This window comes from Nostoc sp. (assembly GCF_036917455.1).
Classification (GTDB): Bacteria; Cyanobacteriota; Cyanobacteriia; order Cyanobacteriales; family Nostocaceae; genus Nostoc.
Map to the genome: position 1 here is coordinate 39379 of NZ_JBALDK010000045.1, position 25272 is coordinate 64650.

The 25272-nt window shown below is 41.9% G+C and carries 17 protein-coding genes; 8 read left to right on the plus strand and 9 right to left on the minus strand.

What is annotated here, in order from left to right; all coding sequences use genetic code 11:
- Nucleotides 1–40: 40 nt before the first annotated feature.
- Nucleotides 41–784 (minus strand): gamma-glutamyl-gamma-aminobutyrate hydrolase family protein, encoded by a 744-nt coding sequence (locus V7K42_RS05065; RefSeq protein WP_334914125.1) that lies wholly within the window; start codon nucleotides 782–784, stop codon nucleotides 41–43.
- On the minus strand, nucleotides 777–4295 hold the full coding sequence (locus V7K42_RS05070; RefSeq protein WP_334914127.1) for an NB-ARC domain-containing protein: 3519 nt from the start codon (nucleotides 4293–4295) through the stop codon (nucleotides 777–779). Before V7K42_RS05070 ends, V7K42_RS05065 begins: the two co-directional genes overlap by 8 nt.
- Before the next feature lie 483 nt (nucleotides 4296–4778).
- On the opposite strand from V7K42_RS05070, the gene V7K42_RS05075 reads away from it, so the two are divergent.
- The 5 genes from V7K42_RS05075 (at nucleotide 4779) to V7K42_RS05095 (ending at nucleotide 6619) form a co-directional block, all read left to right on the plus strand.
- A complete protein-coding gene (locus tag V7K42_RS05075; protein WP_334914129.1) occupies nucleotides 4779–5069 on the plus strand; it encodes a hypothetical protein in 291 nt (96 codons plus the stop codon).
- Between the two features lie 220 nt (nucleotides 5070–5289).
- Nucleotides 5290–5532, plus strand: coding sequence for a hypothetical protein (locus V7K42_RS05080; RefSeq protein ID WP_334914131.1), 243 nt, complete (start codon nucleotides 5290–5292; stop codon nucleotides 5530–5532).
- Between the two features lie 359 nt (nucleotides 5533–5891).
- Nucleotides 5892–6179 carry a TRADD-N-associated membrane domain-containing protein gene (locus tag V7K42_RS05085; protein ID WP_334914133.1) on the plus strand — a complete coding sequence of 96 codons (288 nt, stop codon included), beginning with the start codon at nucleotides 5892–5894 and terminating at the stop codon, nucleotides 6177–6179.
- 11 nt (nucleotides 6180–6190) lie between these two features.
- Nucleotides 6191–6361 (plus strand): hypothetical protein, encoded by a 171-nt coding sequence (locus V7K42_RS05090; protein WP_334914135.1) that lies wholly within the window; start codon nucleotides 6191–6193, stop codon nucleotides 6359–6361.
- Between the two features lie 51 nt (nucleotides 6362–6412).
- On the plus strand, nucleotides 6413–6619 hold the full coding sequence (locus V7K42_RS05095) for a hypothetical protein (RefSeq protein ID WP_442938522.1): 207 nt from the start codon (nucleotides 6413–6415) through the stop codon (nucleotides 6617–6619).
- Nucleotides 6620–7045: 426 nt separating this feature from the next.
- Here the strand turns inward: V7K42_RS05095 and V7K42_RS05105 are convergent, their stop codons facing one another.
- Complete coding sequence (locus V7K42_RS05105; protein ID WP_334914137.1) at nucleotides 7046–7699, minus strand: RNA ligase family protein; 654 nt, start codon at nucleotides 7697–7699, stop codon at nucleotides 7046–7048.
- Between the two features lie 264 nt (nucleotides 7700–7963).
- On the opposite strand from V7K42_RS05105, the gene miaB reads away from it, so the two are divergent.
- Nucleotides 7964–9328, plus strand: coding sequence for a tRNA (N6-isopentenyl adenosine(37)-C2)-methylthiotransferase MiaB (miaB, locus tag V7K42_RS05110; RefSeq protein ID WP_334914139.1), 1365 nt, complete (start codon nucleotides 7964–7966; stop codon nucleotides 9326–9328).
- Nucleotides 9329–9422: 94 nt separating this feature from the next.
- Here miaB and V7K42_RS05115 read toward each other — a convergent pair whose 3' ends face one another.
- The 5 genes from V7K42_RS05115 to V7K42_RS05135 all read right to left on the minus strand — a co-directional run bounded on the left by V7K42_RS05115 (nucleotide 9423) and on the right by V7K42_RS05135 (nucleotide 21904).
- The gene (locus V7K42_RS05115) at nucleotides 9423–12785 is read right to left on the minus strand and encodes a beta strand repeat-containing protein (protein WP_334914141.1); all 3363 of its coding nucleotides are present in this window, start codon (nucleotides 12783–12785) and stop codon (nucleotides 9423–9425) included.
- Nucleotides 12786–13016: 231 nt separating this feature from the next.
- Nucleotides 13017–17033, minus strand: coding sequence for a TonB-dependent receptor (locus V7K42_RS05120; RefSeq protein ID WP_334914143.1), 4017 nt, complete (start codon nucleotides 17031–17033; stop codon nucleotides 13017–13019).
- Entirely contained in the window at nucleotides 17030–18553 is a 1524-nt protein-coding gene (locus V7K42_RS05125) for a hypothetical protein (RefSeq protein WP_334914145.1), read from the minus strand. Before V7K42_RS05125 ends, V7K42_RS05120 begins: the two co-directional genes overlap by 4 nt.
- A gap of 90 nt (nucleotides 18554–18643) precedes the next feature.
- Nucleotides 18644–19207, minus strand: coding sequence for a hypothetical protein (locus V7K42_RS05130; protein ID WP_334914147.1), 564 nt, complete (start codon nucleotides 19205–19207; stop codon nucleotides 18644–18646).
- 171 nt (nucleotides 19208–19378) lie between these two features.
- Nucleotides 19379–21904, minus strand: a complete 2526-nt coding sequence (locus tag V7K42_RS05135) for a beta strand repeat-containing protein (protein ID WP_334914149.1) — start codon at nucleotides 21902–21904, stop codon at nucleotides 19379–19381.
- A 797-nt stretch (nucleotides 21905–22701) separates the two neighbouring features.
- Between V7K42_RS05135 and thrC the strand changes: the two genes are divergently transcribed.
- Nucleotides 22702–24012 carry a threonine synthase gene (gene thrC / locus V7K42_RS05140; protein ID WP_334914151.1) on the plus strand — a complete coding sequence of 437 codons (1311 nt, stop codon included), beginning with the start codon at nucleotides 22702–22704 and terminating at the stop codon, nucleotides 24010–24012.
- An 80-nt stretch (nucleotides 24013–24092) separates the two neighbouring features.
- Nucleotides 24093–24368: a MoaD/ThiS family protein gene (locus tag V7K42_RS05145; RefSeq protein ID WP_334914153.1), complete on the plus strand. Its 276-nt coding sequence runs from the start codon at nucleotides 24093–24095 to the stop codon at nucleotides 24366–24368.
- 265 nt (nucleotides 24369–24633) lie between these two features.
- Here the strand turns inward: V7K42_RS05145 and V7K42_RS05150 are convergent, their stop codons facing one another.
- Entirely contained in the window at nucleotides 24634–24987 is a 354-nt protein-coding gene (locus tag V7K42_RS05150; protein WP_334914155.1) for a hypothetical protein, read from the minus strand.
- Between the last annotated feature and the right edge of the window lie 285 nt (nucleotides 24988–25272).

Sequence of the window (25272 nt, forward strand, 5' to 3'; positions counted from 1 at the left end):
TCCCCAGAGGGGCCCCACCTTCCCCAATCTTTAATTTCTTTTACGCTGCTAATAAATTTTGTTCAATATATGTGGCTTGAACAAAAGCTTGAAAAATTCTTTGATGATGGGGATCGTTAACTGAAAGCTCTGGATGCCATTGCACACCAATTGCCCAAGGGTGATGTTCGTGTTCCACTGCTTCAATTACCCCATCTTCTGGGGCATGGGCTACAACACGCCAACCATCTGGGACCTTGTGTACTGCTTGGTGATGCCAAGAAACTACCGATATGTGAGTATTCTGAACAATATTAGCTAGATGGCTTTCTCCATTTATTTTGACTAAATGTTCTGTGGGTAAACGCTTTCCAGGTTCAGGATCTATCCGATGTAATACTGAATTACCATAAACCTCTGGGACGTGGGGAATGAGAGTACCGCCAGAAGCAACGATGAGAATTTGTAAACCTCGACATATACCTAACACAGGTAAATGATGTTGCATAGCATATTTGGCTAATTGCAATTCAAAAGCATCGCGATCGCTATCTATAGAATAAATGCTGGGATGATCTAAACCTTCATACCACACAGGGTTAATGTCTCCACCACCGGATATGATTAAACCATCCAAAGCCTCTAATAATATCGCCGGGTCAGTTTCACCTGGTGGTAATAATATGGGAGTACCACCTGCGGCGCGGACTGCATCTATATAAACACTTGGCAAAGAAAACGGTAATGCTTCTTGCCGACCGTAGGTTGTAATGCCAATCAACGCCTTTCGAGACCTTCTACTCATCGTTTTTCTTTGCTCCTAGGGTTTTTAAAGTTTTAATTTGAGCTTCTGTGAGATTCACTGCACCTGTGATATCCATCCCTTCACAGAGTCTGGGAGACCTGAGTGTTTTTTTCAACTCTCCTGTTTCTGTATCCCAAAGTATAATAGTGCCATCTTCACTGCTACTAGCAAGAGTTTGACCATCAACACTAAAGACTATAGACCAGATTCTTTCTTGATGTCCGGTCAAAGTTTGGTAGAGTTTAGCGGTTTTGATATCCCAAATTTCAATAATTGGGTTTCCCCCTGCACTTGCCACAAAACGACCTTTAGGGCTAAAAGCCACAGTCCGCACCCAGCCAGTTTCTCCTTTCAAGGTTTGGATACACTTACCTGTAGTTACATCCCAGAGCTTAATCGTGTGGTCTTCGCTACCACTCACAAGGATATTACCATCTGGACTAAAACGTACAGACCGCACCCATCCATCATGACCAAAGAGAGTTTTAAGGCATTTACCTGTATCTACATCCCACAATTTGATTGTGCAGTCTTCGCTACCACTAGCTAAGATCCTGCTATCTGGACTAAAAGTTACAGACCAGAGCCAGTTTTTATGATTCTCTTGAGTTTGGCGATATTCACCTGAGTGAATATTCCATATTCTTAATATTTTGTCATCGCCACCACTGGCTAAATAACGACCATCTGGACTAAAAGCCACAGTCAAAATGCGATCGAAATGGTCTACTAAAGTTTTGCGATGTTGACCAGTTTGAGTATCCCATAATCTGATAGTTTGGTCGTCACTACCACTAACAATCGTACTCCCGTCAGGACTCAAGGCAACTGCGCGTATTCTATTGGTATGCCCTGCCAAAGATTTACTTTCACCTGTATCTAAGTTCCAGAGTTTAATAGTTTTATCGTCATTGCCACTAATTAAGATGTTACCACTAGGATGAAAAACTAAAGACCAAGCCCAATCTGTGTAACCTTGAAGAGTTTTGAGACATTCACCTGTATGAGTATCCCAAAATTTCACAGTTTTGTCATCGCTACTACTGATTAAAGTTTTACCTTCAGGATCGGTAAAGGTAACAGACCAAACTTTTTCTGTATGTTCTGATAAAGTTCGGTAGCGTTTGTTAGCATTAATATCCCACAAAATTACCTTATGGTCTTCACTGGCACTAGCCAAAATGCGAGAATTTGGTTCTGGGCTAAATGCTAGCGATCGCACTCTTTGCGTATGTCCTGGTAAAGTTTGGAGATACTTGCCGCTATGAATATCCCAGAGCCTAATGGTATGGTCATCACTACCACTGGCTAAAATCTTACCATCAGAACTAAAGGCAACTGTACGTACCCGCGCTGTATGTTGTCCTTCCAGAGTTCTTATGTAATTTCCTGTGTGTGCATCCCATAAAATTACTGTCCTGTCACTACTACCACTAGCTAAAATTTTGCCATCTGGACTAAAAGCAACTTCACGTACCCAATGAGTATGTTTTTCGAGAATTTTCCAGCATTCAGCAGTATGAATATTCCATAGTCTAACTGTTTTATCTTCGCTACTACTAGCTACTGTTTTTCCATCTGGGCTAAATGCTACTGACCAGACTCTTTCTTTATGTCCTTGTAACGATCTCAAAAATTGACCAGTTGTGGTATTCCATAATCTGACCGTTTTATCGTCACTACCACTTACTAAGATTTCTCCATCAGGACTAAAAGCCACCGATCTAATCCAATTTGTATGCCCTTCTAAAGTTAAAAGTTGATGACCTTTAGCATCTCTAAGACGAATTTCACTTTTAGTATCACCCAATGCAATCATCGATTTTTTCGAGTTATACGCCACTGCTAAAACAATCCCAAAGGACTCTGTAAACCGTGTTTTGTTTAAATCTGCATTAACAAATTTTACATCACGTAAATCTGCTCCTCTTAAATATGCCTGCCATACCGTGAAATTGGATAAATCAAGCCCAGATAAATTGTAGTTATGATAGCGTAATAAATCTAAAATATTACCCACAAGATATCCTTTGGGTAAATCCCTAATTTTCTGCTTTTGCTCCTTCAGAAATTTAACTAGTTTCGTATCTAAGTCATTAATATTTTTAGCAATTGGTTTAATAATTAATTGTATCTGGCTATTTCTTACATAGTCTTGGGCAGTAGCTTTGGCTAAAGTAAATCTATTAAAAAATTGCGTCTCTCCAGAATTTAACTCTTTACTTACCTGCCGAATCAGAATACCTGTCATATATTCCAATACGACATTTTGCAGGGTAAACTTACCATCAACGGCTTCAATTAATGAGCATCGTTTCAGGTTTTCTAAGGCATTAATTGCATCAAAATATATTGGTTTTTCGGTAATATCGTCAAATAACTCCAAAGCTGATACTGGCTCTCGATTAATTGCCAACCAGTACATAATTTCTTGTTCTAATTTTGTCAGATGGGTAAATTGCTGCTCTAATAAACTTTCTATCCCTACAAATGGTGTCAAGGTAATTTCTTGAGATAAAAATTCCGAAACATTCCCGCTAAATAAATCTTGAATAAAAGTAGATACTATTTTTAAGGCTAAAGGATTACCACTGTATAATCTTACTAGTTTTTGTATTTCCTGGTCTGTACCAGTAAGTTTTTTAGCCTCCAAGATTTTCATTACTTCTAAATCTTTTAAACCTTGGAGTGGTAAATAAGAAATTAGCAAATTTTCATCTTCTTGCATAGCAATTTTTTTCGGTTTGATCCGACTTGTAAATACTAAACAACTTTGGTGATGTAATTCGCCGATACGCTGAATTAAAATACTATAGTCTTGATATTCATCACGGTATTGTTCTGCATGGGAGCCATCCGCCAGGATTGATTCAAAATTATCTAAAATTAATAAACAACGGGAAGACCTCAAATGTTCCAGCAACCGTGTAATTTTTTCATGAATATTACCTGTAAGATCAATTTCTTCTTGATTCGACAAAAATTTAATGATCCCATTCAGTATTGTCTCTAACTTGGGAGCCTCTCGGAGACTACGCCAGATAATATAATCAAAATCTGACTTTAATTGTGCCGCTAATTTCACGGATAAAGCGGTTTTTCCCAGTCCACCCATTCCCAGCAACCCCACAATTCGACACCGTTCGTTGACGATCCATTGTCGGAGAGTAGCTAATTCCTCGGTACGTCCGTAAAAAGTGACAGTATCCGGTGCTTCTCCTAAATCTTGTTTACTGTTGGAGGAGCTTTTCTCAGCCACAGGAACTATCTGATGAGAGGTTCCGTTAATGAGTTCTGGTTTGTATTTAGCAAATAATGTGACTAATTCGGATTTTTTAGTGACATCAAATGCTCTATATAGTCTTTCTAGGTACTTTCTGACTGTCGCTGGCTGAATAACCAGAACTTGAGCGATCGCTTCATCTAACTCCCCAGCCAAAACTAAACGCAACACTTCTTGGCGACGTGGCGTTAGTTTATCGAAGGTTTCATTCAACTGTTGTTGATTCATATCGTTTGGCGGCTTTCCACCTAACATCCGATTTAGTGACTAAGAATAGCTTACAATCTAAAAGCTTTTGTGACACTTGTCACTTGTATGGAAATCTTGATTTTTTGAGATTCTCAATTGATGGAAAATGTGAAATATAGTAACGTGCCGATTGCTAAGGAGCCCTTCAACAAAAGGCTTTGAGCAATCTACACTCTACTTGCGTATTTGACTACAGCCATACAAATAAAATTTCTCACTTAACTGCTTGACAGTAATCGGATCGGTATGAGATAGTTCTATACATGAGACAGTTGTCACAGATTACGACATTTAGTTCCTGAAAAAACACAATTAAAACTGCTCACTCAATCATGTAAGCAAATCCCCTGGTAGATTCCTGTTCGCAAAGGTGACACCTTTCTTTTTAGCAATTGAACGGTTGACACATTTGTAATTTTTAACTGAGAGTCTAGCACTGGTATAGCATAAGGTTGCGTAACTATGCCCAGAGAAACTAGCGAAGCGAATGAAGTTGACAGAATTGTAACTCGGCTGCTGGTAATTCTTCTTACTTGTTGGCATGAGACTGGATTCGGTCACATAGAAGTAAAAAGCGAACGAATTAAGCGTGGTCAAATTGTGGTGACTATCATGGGTTCTACCCACTATCGATATGTCATCAATAACGAGGATTTACAGAATTGGTTGATGGACGAGAAGAAATCGAATTACGCTACAAGTGAATTCCAAATTCTAACACAATTGAATAAGTATCACCAAACAACTGAATAATTAGATATTCTTCTCAAAAACAAGTAAAGCTTAGGTATAGTTGTGACGACTAACCAATAGCAAGACGAATAAAATACAGTCAAAAATGTGCAACCCCTAGCCATGATAAATGTGATTTTTACAAGGCAGGAAAAGTTTATCTAACTTTTCCTGCCTTATATTTTAAGGGGTGATTGATTGATTGATAGAAAAAGTTAGCAAATTTTTGGATAGCATAACTATGAAAACTCAACAAGAAAATAAAAATAACTTCTTATTTCGATTAGCTTCAAGATTTTTGAAATACCTGCTGCTATTTATATTTGGCTTGGCGATAACCCTTGTTATTTCTAATATTTTGGGATTAGGGGGTGTGACTCAAATGCTGTTACCTATGATTGCAGACTTGTTGGCAAAATTGACTATTATTCTAATATGTTTGTTTGCCACCGCCATAATTATTGAGTCTTTACTAAAAAAATAAATTGATCGGCATCTCATAGATGGCTAATGATTCAATACCGTTCAGTTAAGGCTAAAAATCAATATCCATGTAGGTTGAATTGAGCAATAAAATTCCACCTATGCGAAGCTTAATGTTTTGCACTCCGCTCTATCCAACCTACAATATACTTGACTTTAACTGAAATGTATTGCAATGCACTAGGATGCTGAAACTATCTTAGTTTGACTGGCATTACTATGAACTAGAAGCAGAAGTATTGAATCTTAAAATTTGAAGGTCGTAGCCAAGTTATATATTGCCAGATGCTGAATATTGAGGGTGCGGTTGATGAAACCAAACGGATCGGAAGTATGAAATTTAAATCCTCTGCATAATCCATGAATAACGAACCAACTCCTAGTTCTCATTCCACAATCAAACTGTTCATTACCCAAGAACGCTTGCGCCAAGCACGTTATAGTTTTAATCTGTCCTTGATTGCTACTACAGTATCTTTCTTTATTGGCTTTGTAGGCGCTGGGCTAATTTTGTCAAATAAAATTCCCGAAGGAAGTGTTGCTGCTGCTGGAGGTTTGGTTTCAAGTGTACGTTGTATTCAACTTGCTAAGGACGCAAACGATAGACTTGACAAGATTTTAGCAGAAATAAAGAACGAAAAAAATTAACTGCTAAAATCATGGGATTGACTTCCTCTCTGCAACTATACCAATTAGCGATCGCTCAACTGAGAGCATCCCCTTTTGGCGATCGCCAAAAGGGGACAGCATATTACCATCACGTTCAATCAGTGTTAATCGCCCATCAGTGTCATAATCATAATTTTCAGTTTCACCTGCTTCCGTTATAGTATCGACTCGATCCGCAGCGAGCAGCCCAAGAATGCTTACGACTCATGGGCATGGCATTGAAGAATCTCGCCAGCGCGATGAACAATACCCAGACACTCGAAGTTGCGGCGATAATCTTGGGAAGCGAACCGACACCAATTGCGATCGCATATCGAGCCGAGCAATTAGAAATGTTGCCTCAAGCGATTAGTGACATTAGGGAAGTTTTAGCTAAACCTGAGTGTACTTGGCAGGATTTTTGGGATGTTGTCCAATAGTACGAAGTGATTAAATTAGATTATTTGGTGGAATTGACCATCAATCCTGACATACTATTCAAGGGAGTTGCAACAGAGTTGGATAGTCTGTGTAGCCATGTTCACTACCACCATAGAACGTCCTGACATCACCTTCGCTTAGAGGGGCATTGAGTCATAGCCGCTCCACTAAGTCAGGGTGGGAGCAATGCGATTTTGTGAGCAGGGGATGCAGGGGAGGCAGGGGAGGCAGGGGAAGAGAAAGAAATAAGTGTATTTATAGCTATAAAGGTCGTAAAAAATACTAAAGTTTTCTCTTCACTCCCTCTGCCTCAAGAGCTCTTTTCACGAGGATCTCACTTTTTCGCGTTGCTCCCATCAGGGTTAGAGATAAATGGTCGCCCCAAAACTATGGCATCAGCCCGCCCGCTTGTAATTGCATTTGCTTTATTCCCAATATGTCTTCCAATCATCCTTAAAAGCTTGCTGTAATTTTTTCATATAAGCATATGTTTTAATTTTCACCATCCATACGTTATTACTATCGCTGCCACCTCCTTTACAAATAACACCTTCTGATACACCATATTTTCCTTCTCGAATATCATCAATAAATTGACCTGTTAGCTTACCGCGATAAACAACCTGTGCAATGTTTAGGTAATTAAAATCTTGGAGAAATCGTTCGGGAGCAATAATACATTTCTCAGTTTGGACATCAAAGAGAATCAGTTGTTTTGGGTCATCTTTTCGATGCATCCCTGCAAAGGAGTTAGTCCCAAAAAACTCTGTAAATACAGTGATTTCTGGAGAGTGATAATTTGAATTTTCTTGAAATACTCTTTGCAAAGGATTAGCAAAGTCTCTGTTAAAAATCTCAGGAGCTTCTTCTAAACCTGGATGAGCTTTGTTAAATTGTGCAATTCCCATATCATCTAAATCAAACCGATCCCGACGCGTACCAAAGGCATACCATCCAAGTTCCAATTCCCAAACCCAGTGAAGATTTGTACCATCATATTTCTCAAAAGCTATGCAGCGTTCCCAAGGACAATTTTTGCTATCTGGAATTTTTGGATAAACAAGTTGCACTCGTGTCATTGCGATCAAAAGAGGTCTGTAACGCTTGCATTATAGAACCGACAATATCCAAAATAGTATATTTTGTGGTAAAAGAATATAGCGGAAAGTTTTTTGATACTAAAGGATGAGTGAGATACTGAATTAAATTGAGAAGAATCCTCAAGAGACAAAGCGGTTAAGGGCTACATTCTAGCCATACAAGGACTTTTAAAACATCCTCCTAAGAGCGTTATAGAATAGAAATAAACCTTATATACATTAGCTAATTAAGCAAAATTGCCCATGACCACTTCTAAACGCCACTACCACATTACTACCTTCGGTTGTCAGATGAATAAAGCTGACTCAGAGCGCATGGCTGGCGTTTTGGAAGACATGGGCTTTGAATGGTCAGAAGATCCAAATAATGCAGATGTAATTCTCTACAATACCTGCACAATTCGAGATAATGCCGAGCAAAAGGTATATTCCTATCTTGGCAGACAGGCAAAGCGTAAGCATGAGCAACCTGATTTAACCCTGATTGTTGCTGGTTGTGTTGCCCAGCAAGAAGGCGAAGCGCTGTTGCGGCGAGTTCCAGAATTAGATTTGGTAATGGGGCCACAACACGCTAATCGTCTCAAAGATTTGTTGGAGTCGGTGTTTGACGGCAATCAAGTTGTTGCAACCGAGTTGGTTCATATTATTGAAGATATTACCCAGCCGAGAAGGGATAGTAAAGTCACAGCTTGGGTAAATGTAATTTACGGCTGTAACGAACGCTGCACATATTGCGTGGTTCCTAATGTGCGCGGTATCGAACAATCTCGCACGCCGTCAGCAATCCGGGCTGAAATGTCAGAATTAGGACGGCAAGGTTATAAAGAGATTACTTTACTTGGTCAAAATATTGACGCTTACGGTAGAGATTTGCCAGGAACAACGCCAGAGGGACGACATCTGCACAACTTCACAGATTTACTTTATTACGTCCATGATGTGCCGGGGATTGAAAGATTGAGATTTGCTACTAGCCACCCGCGTTATTTTACAGAGAGATTAATTAAGGCTTGTGCTGAGTTGCCCAAAGTCTGCAAACACTTCCATATTCCCTTTCAATCTGGGGATAATGAACTTTTAAAGGCGATGTCGCGGGGTTATACCCATGAGAAATATCGCCGGATTATCGATACCATTCGGCGATATATGCCAGATGCTTCCATTAGTGCTGATGCAATTGTCGGTTTTCCTGGGGAGACAGAGGCACAGTTTGAAAATACCTTGAAACTGGTGGAAGATATTGGCTTTGATATGTTGAATACAGCAGCATATTCACCGCGTCCAGGGACACCTGCTGCTTTGTGGGACAATCAGCTAAGTGAAGAAATTAAAAGCGATCGCCTCCAACGGCTCAATCATCTGGGAAACTTGAAAGTAGCCGAGCGATCGCAACGTTACTTTGGACGCATCGAATCCGTTTTAGTAGAAGACCAAAACCCCAAAGATAAAACTCAAGTCATGGGACGCACTGACGGTAATCGTCTGACATTCTTCAGTGGCGACATCAAAGAATTGAAAGGGCAGTTAGTGAAGGTAAAAATTATCGAAGTTCGCCCTTTTAGCTTGACGGGTGAACCAGTTGAAGTGAGACAAGCCTTATCTGTCTAATAATTAGACATTTGGTGAAATTAAATATGCATCATCCAGAACCCTTGTAAAAACGTAGCAATGCTACGTCTTCACATTCTTTGTCATCAGATATCTATTTCACCTTAACCCGGAAACGGATAAACCCGTAGGAATTAATTGGTGTACCTGGTGCAGTTGCATTTGGCACATTTCCCAAATTCACAACCACAACACCGTTAGTATTACTACCATCACATTTGATACTAGGGTAATTAGTCGTGGGGTTAACACCTGGGGATAAATATTCTGCTGTATCCCCATCTTTGGTATTAGTTAAGGATTCAGTTACACCATTGTTTTGCCAAATGATCCCTCGATCGCCACTACTAAGACCACTTGTGTTTTTAGGTGCGAAATTATTGAATGCAGTTGGTATGAAAGTGGCATTATCAGGAATGCGATCGCAAATCAAAACATTATTTGCTGTTGCCTTACCTGCGGAGAGGAAATAAATCGTATATTCTATTTCTTCACCAGGCTTGACATAACCGCCATTAATGCCGCCGAGCATGAAGCTATTTAAGGACGGCCACTTGTCAGTATCCTGGGGCGGGTCTGTTGGTGTGGGTTGGGTTGGAATGGTAATGTCATTATCATCGTAGGGATTAGTTGGGCTATCAATATAACTGACTAAAGAATCCCCCCCAAGTGTGGTTGTGCCGCCATTAATCGCTGTAATCCGTTTCACAAGCAAGACATTAGGTATTGTGGCGAGAGCAGTTCCTGCGGTAAAGGGTATACTCACCGTTGCAGGCGTGGGATCAACTTGCCCGGCTCTATCCACAGCCGCGTAGGTAAAGCTGACGGTAATCGTTCCATCGTTGGGGTCAAGCTGCAATAACGTAGGGTTATAGTTAGAAATTATCTGTCCTGCGGTTACAGCAGTGCCGTTATAGGTCAGCGTACCATTGGTCGGCAAGGTGACAATCTTGAACGTATTGCCACTGCCCAATGCGCCATCTTCTGGATCAGTTCCCGCCAAGGTTGGCACCTGCACCTTCGCTGTGCCACCGGGATTGGTTTGAGAAGCGGGACTAAGAGTGGTTGTATCTGGGACTTGTTCAATCCCAAAGTTGACACCAGTGACATTGCTAGTAGTGACGCTGACACTGACTTTGCTATCCACTGTACCATCAACTACCCCATTCAGGTTCTCTCCAGTGCTGACCCAACCAGAGGGGAGTGCGATCGCAGGGGGTGCAGCCCCAACAGTTGCCGTCGCCGTGGTGATTTGCACGGTGTAGTTTGCATTGGCAGGTACATTACTAAAGGTGTAAGTACCATTGGCTGCTACAGTAGAGGTGGCAACCACTTTATTTGTGCTATCAACCAACACGGCATTTATTCCACCTGCATTGGTTCCAGTTTCTGTACCATTGATTAGCTTGCTACCATCAATATCATCGAAAACTGTACCGGAGATGGTGACAGGTGCTGCGGTAAAAGGCATACTCACCGTCGCAGGCGTGGGATCAACTTGCCCGGCTCTATCCACAGCCGCGTAGGTAAAGCTGACGGTAATCGTTCCATCGTTGGGGTCAAGCTGCAATAACGTAGGGTTATAGTTAGAAATTATCTGTCCTGCGGTTACAGCAGTGCCGTTATAGGTCAGCGTACCATTGGTTGGCAAGGTGACAATCTTGAATGTATTGCCACTGCCCAATGCGCCATCTTCTGGGTCAGTTCCCGCCAAGGTTGGCACCTGCACCTTCGCTGTGCCACCGGGATTGGTTTGAGAAGCGGGACTGAGAGTGGTTGTATCTGGGACTTGTTCAATCCCAAAGTTGACACCAGTCACATTGTTAGTAGTGACGCTGACACTGACTTTGCTATCCACTGTACCGTCGATCGTACCGTTGAGATTTTCACCTGTACTCACCCAGTTAGTCGGAAGGCTAACAGCAGGGGGAGTGGAACCTACGGTTGCAGTTGCGGTAGTGATTTGAACAGTGTAGTTCGCATTAGATGGCACGTTGCTGAAGGTGTAAGTCCCGTTGGTCGCCACTGCCGTAGTCGCAACCACTTGATTGCTGCTATTGACCAAGACTGCATTGAGTCCACCTCCATTGTTTCCAGTTTCAGTCCCATTTTGAATTTTGCTGCCATCGGCATCATCAAAAACTGTACCAGAGATGCTCACCTTAGGGGTAACTGACAGAGTGGAAGTAGCAGCATTAGCGTTGTTACCTACGAAAGTTTTCAAGGCTCCAGCCGCAATGCTGTTCGTATAAGTACCTGCACTATTAGCTGTGACATTGACAGAAACGGTGCAACCACCAGCAGGAATTTTAAACCCATCATTTAAGCTAATTAAAGCACTTCCTGCTGTTGCTGTGACTGTATTTCCGGAAATAGTTGTACAAGTACCACTTAACCCATTAGGAGTACTAACAGTTAACCCAGATTGAAAGTTATCAGTTAATGCTTGTATTAGGTAAATCGGAACCAAATTAGTATTACCCAGAGTCAACGTCAGAGTACTATTTGCTGGTATAGTTGTTACGGTGTCTGGACTAAATGACTTACTAATAGTGGGTAAATCCGGTGGTGGAGAACCACAAGCAGCTAAGTCATTCGTTCCAGTAGCACTAGTAAGTAGAGTTGCAGCTTTGGTGGTGAAGTCCAACTCATAAGTTCCGTTGCTAGTACTGACATAAAATTTATTTGTAGATGGGTCGATCGCCAGACCATTAACTGCAGCACCACTAACTCCTGTAATAAGATTGTTTCCATTAACTGGTGTTGCTGTGCCTGTAGTACCAGAAATAGTAATTGAATAAAGCTGAGAAGTGTAGCTACCACCACTGCTGCTGGTGTCACCAACCGCATAAAGAACACCGTCAGTGCCGATCGCAATATCTCCGTTAGTAACTCTAGGGGAAGCATCATTATTCCCAGGAATACCACTGATGCTTATGGTTGAGCCTGTCTGGCTGCCTGTACTTGGATTGACTTCAATTAATGTTCTGTTTGAGTAATAAACATATAATTTGCCACTGGCGTTGAATGTGGCACCAATGATAGTAGTGGTGTCACCAGGAAGAGTTCCTGTTAGAGTGGTTTGACTACCTGTATTTGGATTATAAACAACTATATTGCCTGTAGCCCGATTCACGAAAAATAGATTGCCAGTTGATGGTTGGGTGGCGATCGCATTAATGTTGCCACCATTGTAAGTAGCTACGCTTACATAACTTTTCGTGATTGAGTTGTAGTAACCAATTTGTGATTGAGTTGATGTAGGTACACCAGATCTACTAGAGTACACACCAGCACAAGCACTACCTGCCCAACTGCGTTCTGGATTAAAAGTAATGCCGATTCCAACGCTGGTACTGATAGTTAGTAAGGAAGTACACACAGAAAGACTGATGCCTGGAATACTTTTCCAAGCAGGTTTATTGATCGATTTTAAATTCTTAAATAAAGATTTCATAATTTAGCTTAAGTAAAAATACATACTTGGCAAAAAGAAGCTTATAGATTTACACATAACAGAATGAAAATTGAAGCGTTTTTGCACTAGATTCAAAACGGATAAAAAATAGTTACGACAATAGCATTCCCACGAATAATGGTTAAATATCTAAGTAAAATTACTTAATTAAAATTTCATTATTTCGGTTTGTAGAGATGTAGCAGTGCTACGTCTCTACAAATAACCGTTTTATATTTCACGCCTTTGCGTCTCCCTCGTTGCAGCCTTGAGTTTATCCACCAAAGTTTTCATTGCAGATTCCTGTTGCTGACGTGGTACAGGTTTTTGCTGTCCAAAGCCATCAAATAATTCGTTGAGTTTGACGCTTATACCCAAATATGCACCTCCCGCAGAACGTGTTCCTGAGAAATCCCGGTCATCAACTTTACCAAACACATATCCAGCCGAAACGCGCAGGTTAGGTGTGAGGTAGTAACCTGTTTCTACAACAAACCCTGTTTCGCTGTAGCTAGACTGACTAATTACACGAGCTTCACCCACCAAATCCCAGCTATATCCTAAGCGATAAGTAGCGCGGAATTGGGCCAGATTTACTGTGCTAGTACCAGCTAAATCACTGGCTATGTAAGAAGTACTGTTACGCAAGGCATACTTGCCGTAGAATTCCCATTGCCAGTTAGGAGCGTAAATAGCCTCTAAAGCAAAAGTATGGTCTTGGGAACCCGTACCGCTACCTAAGAGGATAGTGTCAGGGATAGTTGATGGATTTTGGCGATATTCATAACGTAATAAAGCATTAAATTTATCGCTATTGGGGTCGCGGTAAGCTAAACCTAGCTTTAGGTTAGCAGTATCTCCCAATCCTGAAAGTTTTTGATTGGAAGAACCAGCTTGTTGATAACGTACCAAAGCTGTGAGAGCCGGAGAAATTTTACCCGCAGCACCTGCGGTAATTACTGTATTGCTACCACCAGAAGAGGAACGATGTTCGTAACGGGCACTGGCTTGAAACTGCGGATTATCAGAGTATTCCAGCCCCACACTGTAACTATCGCCACCATCGAATCCGATCGCAGATGCTGATTGACCAAAAGCGAATGGTTGGGCATATTGTTGACCAGCCGCAGTCCGTCCGAAGAAGTTGCCAAAGACGTGTTCATAAGCAACATTCAGTCGCAATCCCGAAGCAATAGTCCAACGATTATTTAAACCAATCGCCCCTTGGGTAGTCATTTCGTTAGCACCACCCAAAATTGAATAACGACCGGTCAAGGTGGTATCTGATCCGAGTTTGTGTTCACCGTTGATACTCAAGCTGGTGATGGAATTGCCCGAATATTGACCGCTAGTGTAAAACTGTTGGGCCAGACTGATATTCACACCAGGAATTGCTGCCCAATTCAACCCCAAAATGGTACGGTCTGGGTAAACAGTATCTTTTTGGGAAGATAAACTCAGTTCATTTTGGGCTTGGAAAGTTAGATTCTTCGCAAGAGGAACAGAAAAACGCGATCGCAATTGATCAGAATCACCACTCAGGGCGCTGTCGGGGATGCGGTCTTCCCGATGACGATGAATCCAATCCACATCAAGGGTAGCGTTACCCAAGCGTTGTTGAATCCCGGCGGAAATCGTCGTCAGTGAATTATTAACATTGCTCCCAGGTATGGCCTCAGAACGCGGTGCGAACAGCTCTTCAAAGGTGTCTAGAGGTTGGGGAGCAATCCCAAAGTTGTCTTCGTGGTCATATTGCGCCCTGACATTGGTACTTGACGAGAGTTTAGCTGTAACCTGCGCTCCATAACGGGTTTGTCCTGGGACAAAGCTGATAGTGGAATTATTAGCAAAACCTGTATCAGCAAAGCGATAATAGGCACGACCTAAAATCCCATTGGCAATTTGTCCCTCAGCTTCTAACCGATACGCATCACCCCTGATTTTTCCCACAACATCAGAATCATTAGTGGAATGGGCATATTCTGCGATTAACCTACCTTGATTACCCAAAGAAATCAGTGCATCTGTGCCGTAGAGTTGAAAGTCACGCACCCCGTGATTTTCTTGGACGTAAGTTGCACCGATCCAACTTTCCTGATTAAGTTTGCGGGAAAGATTATATTGCAGACGACCTGCAAAGATATTCCCATCAGAGTCTTGGCTGTCATATTGATAGCTAACAACAATCCGGCGTACTAAGACTTGTCCAGTTTGATCAATATCAGTGCGAAGAATGGGTTCGCGAAATAATAAGGTACCGCGATCGTAGTCGATTTCGTAGTCTGGGCCTCGGTTAAGCTGCTTGCGTTCTAGTACAGTCCCAGGACGATTAAGTTCTTCTAACTCGATAAAGACATTTTCACTGCCTGGTTGTAGTATTCTGCGAGATAGGAAGTAATAACCACTAGTACCATCGGGAGCAATAGTATCCCGTTGAAACCCTTCTAAGTGGTTGCCATATAAACCTGTAATTTGTAAGTTCCCTAAGTTGTAGTTAGCTTTAAAGCCGTGGAGTTGACGGGTGATAGAAGTAAATTGCTGCGATTGCCGAGCAAATTCTTCTGTGTTGTAGTCACCCCACATGGCATAATCTGGATCGGCTCCAGGGATACGAGTTGAACGTTCAATACGCAGATATACGCTGTCAATGGAAGGAGCTATCGCATCAACTTGGGAGCTATCACCGTAGACAGGATAGTTTTGTTCGTTGAATTGATAAGTTTTAAACAGACGATTATCACAGTTGCAATCTTCGTTGAGATTACGAGAACTGTTGTATGCGCCTGTAAACAACCATTCTCCGATCGCACCAGTGGCAAAGATCGCTGAGTGGAAATCTAATTGCGTTCTATTATCTTTGTCAGGAGGGAGAAAATCACGGAAACTGCCGTAATAATCTGTACCTTTAGCGCCCAAACGTAAATCTATTACCCCTGTTACCAAACTCGGACGCAGTGCTGTTTCAAACTGTAGTTGGGTAAAGGCTTCTAAATCATTAGCGATCGCGCGAATTTGTACAGTTTGCGCTTTTAGCTCTGATCGCAAAGTAGCTGTAAATTGCCCCGCTTTCGCCTCTACTTGAAATCCGGGTTCATCGGGTTTGAAATCTTTTCCAATAAACTCCCCAGCGTTGGGTATCAAAGTAACAACAGTATCACGATTAGAGCGATTGCCATTTACATCCATGAGTTGACCCCGGATTGTCGCTGTAGAACGTCCATCTGCTGGGATACGAGACTCAACTGTTTCTAAGGTTAGTTTCTGTGGCGCTCCCCGGACTGCTACTTGCATCGTTACAGGGGGTTCTGTCCCTCCAACTACTTGTGCAGAGATGGTGTTATTACCTTCTTTTAAGGAGACACCATACCATGTCTGCGTTACCAAATTGGTGGTGGCATCGGTTTCCGTCCGTCCAACTAAGGAAGGGTCTACCAACGCACCATTTACCCGCAATTCCACTTTACTACCAACGGTAAATTGCACAATCACCGTAGTAGCTGGTACATCTACAACACTATTAGGCGTTGGAGTCAAAATTTTAATTGCTGTGGAAATGGGGGACACGGGGAGATTTTGATTCACCCCTTGTCCACTTGTTCCTGCGTCTACTCCAGCTATTTTGCTTAAGCCTCTAGGTAAATCAACAGAAGTTGCTGGTTGGAATGCTTGTATTTTCGTTGTAGAAGCTTGAAACTGGATCTCGGTGTCTTTACGTCCTTCGTTCTTGATTCCGGCTATTTTGCGTAAGCCTCTGGGCAAATCAACAGAAGTTGCTGGTTGAAATGCTTGTATTTGCGTTTCACTTGGCTGAACATTTGGAATTGAAGTATCAGTAACTGGTGCTGAAGAAGTTGAGGTAAGTTCGTCGGAACTTCCCAAAAGATGGGGCGAATTTGAATCCGTACTTTTTTCAAGCACTTTCTCCTGATCTGCTTGAACTTCGGTCTGATTTTTCACATCATCTGCAACAACCAAAGCAAAACCTAACTCTCCAGCCCCCTTATTTACTAGTGTTGGGGGAGAATTCAAAGCCTCTTTGCTAGAAGGGGAGAGGTTTTCCAGATCACCTGAAAAGTCAGGATCTTCAACACCCTTGTCTGCTTGCGAAGACGAATCGGGGAAAAAAAGATTTTCACTTGCAGGTTCTGCCTTAACTATGGCAGGATACAAAATGAGGCTGAAAGCTATTGGCATCACCCCCATCATCTTCAGGTTGAAAATACTTGTATGGTGCAGTCTGGGCTTCATTTCTTGACTGGCTCCTGGAAGGCGGGGGTAACTGCGAAGTTCATGCGTACCAAGCCACCAGGCTCTAAACGCACTAGGCGAGATTGACTATTACGTTCGCGGAATTTTTGGTTGGGAGCCAATGTGTAACCGGGTACACTACTGAGGTCTAGTACACCTGTGTGGTTTCCTGGTAAGACGTTGGCTAAAGAGAATAAACCATTAGGATCTGTAGTGATGCGGTTTCCGTCCTCCATAAAAATCACCGCATTTGGTATTCCAGGCTCACCACGCTGTTGTTCACCGTCAAAGTTTTTATCAACAAACACGCGACCGATGATTGTGCCACAATCAGAAACGATTCCTGGACGAATTTTTAACTGGTGCGTTGCAGGGCCATCCTTGGTGCTGAAACGGTTATCAGCTCGTTGAGCATTAACGATCGCACTATTGCGACCGTTACCACGCAGAGCATCGGCTGTGAGTTGAGCAGCGTAGGCAATATTCAAGGTTTTTTCTGTGGGGATCGTTACATCTGTGCGGAATGTCACCGTGTTACCATTGCGTTCTGAGGTGATAGTAATTGCTTGACCATCTAACTCTCCCCGCACAGATTTAGGCAAAAACTGGAATCCTAAAGGTAAGTTGTCGGTGATAAATATATTATTCAAACCTGCATCACCTAGATTTTTTACTGAGAGACGGTAGATTACTGTATCTCCAGGTTCGGCTGCGGCGCGATCGCCTGTTTTGATAATTTGCAACTGATTGGATTGACACATATTTGTAGTGAATTCAAAGGCTAATAAGTCCAGTCCCACTGTTTCTGCACTGGGAACCAAGACAACTGTTTGCTCTAGCCTGGTCTCACCTGTGATATTGATTGGTTGACCATCTAGGGAAGTAGCGATGTATTGCACGACATCATTATTAGTTTTTGCAACAATTTCAATCTTGATACGCCGTTGTTTGTAGATAGAATTCGGCGGTGGATTGACTACAAAAATATAGGCTCTACCTGGATCAGTTTGACCTTTATTCGGGTCGAGTAGAAAATTGTAGAAACCCGCAGGGTTATTTGTAAGGAAATATGGGTTACTATTCTCGGTATTTGGCGCTTTACCACCAGGAACGTTGTTATTAGGAATATCGGGTAACTCTGTTCGAGTCAAAGCAAGCAATCTGCCCAATTCTGTCCCTGTTGGGTCACTAGGGTTAAGTTCATATATGCCAACTGAAAAACCTGTATAGTCAGGTAAAACAGCGCCAGCACAACCTAATATTCGCCCTAATGGGTCAACTAATGGCTTAGGGTTAACATTAAGCTGATTAGAACTTCCTTGATATTCATAATTACTCGCAGAATCTGTATAAGTATAAGTAGCTTGATTAGTTATTGGCAAAGAGGCAGCCAGATTGTTAGTCGGTTGCGCGATCGCTGGTATAGAAGTGGAATGTAAAAAACTTGCTAGAAGGGCAGTAGCCGTTAACCTTTGATACCAGCTACTGCTAGAAGTAATTTTTTTAGGACTTAGGCACAAGATATCCCCCAACCCCCTTAAAAAGTTGGCTCTTAAGATCCCCCTTAAAAAGGGGGTTAGGGGGGATCTTATCCATATAGACATAGCGAATCAGCGCACTTGGGTTTGATAAGTGGCCTTGACTGTTGTTTTTGCTGCAACTAAAGGAACTTGCAAACGGACGTGGGTGTAAACATTCGCTGGTGCTGGTTTTGTTTCCACTTTGCCGTCAGGAAGAGTAACTTTAACAGTGGGATTTTCGACAAAGCTGCGTCCGCCATCAATGCTGTAAGTTATTTTTGTGTTATTAATTGCAGTTGCAGACTTCAATATGTAGACCATTCCTTTGGGAATAGGTTGATTGAGAATCAAATTCTTTACTGGGCGATCGCTCTTATTTTCACCAATTAATGTATATCTCAATACATCTCCTGGTTGCACCACAGCTTGACCTTTCAAAGGTTGCCATGCCTTGCTTTGCTTACCTTGTTGATCCTGTGCTACCACTTGCTTTTCTGCCTCTAAGCGCAACTGTATTTGCCCTTGAGGTTTGACATTTTGAGCAATCGCACTTGTAGAATGCCACAGAGAAGCCACTCCTGGCACTTGACTGACAAATGGTACTGTAGCAATAAGTGCGATCGCTCCTAAACTTGCAAAAGAAAGACGCTTCATATCAATAACCTCAAAAAACTTTCACAATGTATATTGCTGATTTATCTTTCCCTGTTTTCGGTGGGAACAATTGTTTTGTAGTTGGCACTTTTAGTCCTAAATCGCCAACTACAAACACAGATGCGCTATCACACCCCTCTTTTTTTACAAAGAGGGGTGAGGTCAAACTACCTAGTTAACTTTGCGTTGGAAGGTAAATGTTCTTTGAACACCCGGTGCAACCTGTCCAGTAGCAGTATCTACATACTTTGTGACATCACTGTTTACTGTAGTTCCAGTTTGATCGATGCCAGAGTTAGTAGCTGGATTACCAGTGAAGAACTGGATAGTCGAAGCCCCAGAATCTTTAGCTGAACCAACAATGTTGCTAGTATCAATTTGAGTGTTACTATCGTTGTCTAGCGCCCAGTTGTTGGGGGTTTGCGTACCATCTTCAGTAATCACAACTTTGTTAGCATTCAAAATCACGTTACCAGTTCCAGCTTGAGCATCAGAAATATTTTTGTACCGAATCTGGTACTCAATAATGTTGCCTGGAGCAGGATTTCTAGGTACATCAGCAACTCCTGGATTTGGATCAATAACAGTGGTGGTATTAGGATTTGTGTAAGCTGGTGTAGACTCAAAATCACCCTGATTTGCACCAACAGCTGGCCCAGTTCCTTGTAAAACTCGTGACACTTTCACCAGTTGTAAGAAGCCAGTGTAGACGCGATCGATGGTAATGTTGTTGACTTCACCAACATTAACTACACCATTATTATCAGTGTCAATGAAGGCAGTAATGGGTACTGGGAAACCTTTGCCGATATCAGTCGATAGTTTCGTACCAGCTGGTAAGTCAACTTCTAGACCATAATTAACACTGGCACCAGGAGCGACACCAGAGACTTTAATTGGTGTATTACCCGTTGCTATGGTAAAAGCACCAGTACCACTATTGTAGGTATAAACAGCCGATTGACTGTTATAGCTAACAGTCACATTTGTATTATTTGGCAAATCTGTAAGAGTTGCTGGTGCGGTTGGCACTATTGTAATATCGTTAGGGCTAGTACCATTGTTCTTAATTGTGTTAGTGAAGCCAACTGATTGCGGATCAAGTGTACTACCAGGCAATGTGTTAGGAGGAACAAGGGCAGATTTGTTGGTAAAGTCATCGTTGGTTAAACCCGATGGACCAGTGGCATCAGGTGCATTATTCGGTCCATTTAAAACTGAGCTCGCTTGAGCGACTGAAACAGTATAAACGTTGACATTTCCTGTTACAGAATTAGCACCTTGGTTGTTATTGCCTTTGTCAGTATTGGCGGGAGTAGTGGGATAATAGCCAGAATCAGGTGTAGTAGGAAAGGCTCCAGTAGTGGGGTCGATGTTATCTGGGTTTTGGTCACCTGAATCGTCAAAGAGTAGGGGGCTAGCTGGATCACCAGCAGTTTTACCGAACACTTGAGCGATGTTGTTAACATCTGTCGGTGTCGTTACTGTGATTCCAGTAGTTTTTACTTGCACACTAAAGCCTGTAACAGTTGTTCCAGTGGCAACTGTAGAGATAGAGTTAGGATCGTTAATAAAACCAACCCGTGTCACATTGGCTGGTGCTGTAGTGTTCCACTGAGCCTGAGCAGCATTTATACTTGTAGGATCGGCAGTGTAAACTACTATCCACCCTGGAGGAGCGGTTGGAGTCCCATTAAGAGTTGTGGATGCTGGAAGTGCATCAGAAACTAAGATGCGAGTAACTGGACTACCATTTACATTGATAGTTGTACCAGCTAAGGCTGCGGGTGTTAGCCCCTGATTGGTTACGTCATTGCCCTCAACTCGCAAGCTTAAACCATAAGTTAGCACATCATCATTGAGTACGGAAGCATTACCAGGGTTGTAAGCTGTCCGAGTTTTGAGTATTGTGGCTAGAGCAACGGTTTTAACAGTTTTGCCCACTTGAATTTGCTGGGTAATACTAGCTTCTCGTGTACCGTTAATTGGCACGCCAGCAACTTCCCCAGGACTTCCATCAGCGTTATCTACAGTATAAACGTCACCACCATCGGGACTCCGCAGTTGGTTTTGGGCATCACCAGGAGTGTTACCGAGGGTAACTTTGATTACATCACCCGATTGAGCGCCATTCTGTACGGTCACTGGCACACGCACCAACACAGTACCGCTAACCGGAATTGAGGGTGTATCTACACCACCTGCTGTTACGTTTGTCCAAGTTGCACCACCATCAGTACTGTATTGCAGTGTGCCACTAGCTGGTGTTGCCCCAGTTTTATCATTAGGAAGTACACCAGAAACTGTACCAGGCCCGGTTGTTGTTGCTTGGTTGGGAATATGGAATTTGGTGGGGTCGTTACCTACGTTCGTTAGGGTGTAGGTGTAGGTTAGTAAATCGGTAGCTGCAACAGAGCCACCATTATTATCTGTAACACCTGACGCGGTGACAGTGATACCAGCAACTTCTGCCACAGTTACAGTTACAGTGTTAGAAGTGGCATTTATAGTTGTCCCTGGCGCGTTGGGATCTTCGTAGCTCGCTGTCGCTGTGTTACTTATAGGTTGACCACCAGCTGTACCGTCAGCTAGTACAGGTGCAATAAATTGGAAAAGGCTACTACTTAATAATGCTGTTGCTACTAAAGATTGATAAAGCTGGCGCTGCTTGTTGATAAATTTCTTTTGATTTATCATGGAAATAATTTGTTTGTTTGCTGAACTTGTATCTTGGGTTTTGAGACAGGATAAAGTTCGGCAATTTCTTCAAGAATTACCAACTAGACCTGCCCAATACCTTAATGTTTCGGAAATGTCTATTTGAGTAGTTAACTTATTGACACTCCTAAAAAACTAGATTGAGACAATAGGAAGAAAATTTATTGCCTACTTGTTTTGCGTTTACCATTGATTATCAAGGCTGGCAACTACAAATAGGGGTAACTTACTGTGAATTGTCTATCTTCGTAGTAATGTAACTTTTGCCGCTACAAATATCTTCCGTATAAATAAGTAATTTATCTAGCGATGAAGTGAGTGGAGCAAAGCTGAAAAATTAACTTTATTTTGGGAATACACATAGTAATTTTAGTGATCTAATCAGACGCTAAAAACACTACAACTTATATATATGTAAATGCTTTTGAGTTTTTACTGTCATAGATGCATACTACCCTCTGGAGTTATTTAGATAAAAAAATCGAATTAAGTAAGTGATTCAGGTCACTAAAAATAGGATAGTGATTGAAATAAATATAAATTAATCATAAATTTAGTGTAACTTATCATACCAAGTGTTAATCGTTTTATGAATATTTATGTATAAATACTTACGGTATAAACATAAAATACAAGGATTGCAGGTTAAAAAAATACAAAAACAATTTTTTCAATACGAAACATACCCGACATATTTTATCGGGTATGTTTGACGGGTATTTTTGCTCGTGTTACTATCAGGCGACAGCCGACAGACAAACAGGGAAAGCTAGTTTATGACTCAGGCAATCAAAACCCAAAACCCAACCCAAACCAGCACTGCCTACTTTCAAGCCTTAAAGTGTAAGGAATGTGGTGCAGAATATGAACTCAAAGCCAGTAATGTTTGTGAGTCATGTTTTGGCCCCTTAGAAGTCAAGTATGACTACAGCGCCCTCCGTTTGACTGTCACTCGTGAAACAATTCAAGCGGGGCCCAATTCAATTTGGCGCTACCGTCCCTTTTTGCCTGTCGCAACTGACAATGTTATAGATGTGGGAACGGGTATGACTCCCTTAGTTCGTTCTCACCGTCTTGCCCGTCGCCTGGGTCTAAATAAGCTTTATATAAAAAATGATGCCGTTAATATGCCCACCTTGAGCTTTAAGGATCGGGTGGTGTCAGTCGCTCTATCAAGGGCGCGAGAGTTGGGTTTCACTACTGTTTCTTGTGCTAGCACTGGTAACTTGGCAAATTCTACAGCTGCGATCGCAGCCCACGCCGGTTTAGATTGCTGTGTGTTCATCCCCGCAGATTTAGAAGCCGGTAAAATTATCGGTAGCCTGATTTACAGTCCCACGCTGATGGCTGTCAAAGGCAACTACGATCAAGTCAATCGTCTCTGTTCAGAAGTTGCTAATACACATGGTTGGGGTTTTGTCAATATTAACCTGCGTCCTTACTACTCTGAAGGTTCCAAGACGCTAGGTTTTGAAGTTGCGGAACAACTAGGCTGGGAACTACCCGATCATGTGGTTGCTCCTTTAGCGTCTGGTTCACTATTTACCAAAATTTATAAGGGTTTCCAAGAATTTATCGAAGTTGGTTTAGTAGAAAACAAGAGCGTCCGTTTCAGTGGCGCTCAAGCTGAGGGTTGTTCGCCAATCGCTCAAGCCTTCAAAGAAGGACGCGACTTTATTAAGCCAGTGAAACCGAATACAATTGCGAAATCGCTAGCGATCGGTAATCCCGCAGACGGCATTTATGCTGTAGAGTTAGCTCAGAAAACTGGTGGTAATATTGAATCAGTCAATGATGCAGAAATTATTGATGGCATCAAGTTGCTGGCAGAAACCGAAGGCATCTTCACAGAAACAGCTGGTGGTACAACCGTGGCCGTGCTGAAAAAACTGGTAGAAGCTGGCAAAATTGATCCAGATGAAACTACCGTGATTTACATCACCGGCAATGGTTTGAAAACCCAAGAAGCAATCCAAGGCTACGTTGGTGAACCCTTGACTATTGATGCTAAACTAGATAGTTTTGAACGCGCCCTCGAGCGATCGCGTACTCTGGATCGCTTGGAATGGCAACAAGTCCTCGTTTAGTGATGAGTTATGAGTTTTTTATTCATAACTCCTAACTCTTAATTGTATTCCTCACTTTTTACTCCTCATTTTGTACTTCTATGGCTGTAACAGTTTTAGTACCTACAACTCTTCAGAATTTGACTAATAATCAAGCTAGTCTAGAATCCAACGGTGGCACCATTGCTGAATTGTTGGATTCCTTAGAACAAAGCTTTCCTGGTATTAAATCCAGGTTATGCGATGAAGAAGGCAAGCTACGTCGATTTGTAAATTTTTACGTCGATAGCGAAGATATTCGCTATTTAGATGGTATTAACACAGCCTTGAAAGATGGCGATGAAGTAAGTATTGTCCCTGCTGTTGCTGGTGGTTAATAGAGAGAACAGTAAATAAAATAGAAGTCTGATTAGACAAACCTGTGATAGATTACCTTGTTCCCAGTCTAAGACTGGGAATGGCTATTATAAGAGGGCTGCTGCTTCCCTTAATCGCGGTAGCATTTCGCAAGGAAGATTGGCGTTGCTGAATCATGGGATGATTTCGGTCAATTTGTAATGAATTTTCAATAGTTTCAACCAGAAATTCATCCCGCATTTATGCAACGCCGGAAGATTTAGTGTAGATACTTGAATGAGCTAACTATGCAGCAATTATTTGAGCAAGTCTTTGTTGCCAAGACTCATTGTTATCAATAGTTAAGATAATCCGATTATAAGATTCATCTTGCAATTGAATAGTTAAATAATTTGTCTCTCGATTCACATACCAAAACTCTTTACCTCGGTTAGTGTAATAAGTTCCAGCCTTAACCACTCCAGGAATAAAGCTACCAGGGGCACGCAATTCTTGCCAATTGCTTTGGGGTTCGGCTGTCGTAACTTGTTCAATATGGGCTAGTGATATTTGCCAAAGTTTATTCAAGCGAACAGCTAGCAGTTGCTCTTTAAAGGTAAATTCTATCTGCAATTTGTCATCAACTATACTTAGGTTCATAATGAACTTAGTTGTCAGTAATTTTTTCTATCTAGAGAAATCATAAGTATATCCAACTGAATAGTGTGATGTCTACAATGGACTATTCGGGGTCGCAGCTTTTTTATATCCCGAATTGGCACGCCCTATGTGACATTGATTAATAATATAAAACCATATAAAAGCATGTTTTTGTTAGGGTTCATCATTATAAGTAGGTAGGCATAATTAAATATAAGATATCATTGCAAAGCATTACGATTGCTTCGCAATGACGGAACATATTATATTTATTAACGCCCATCT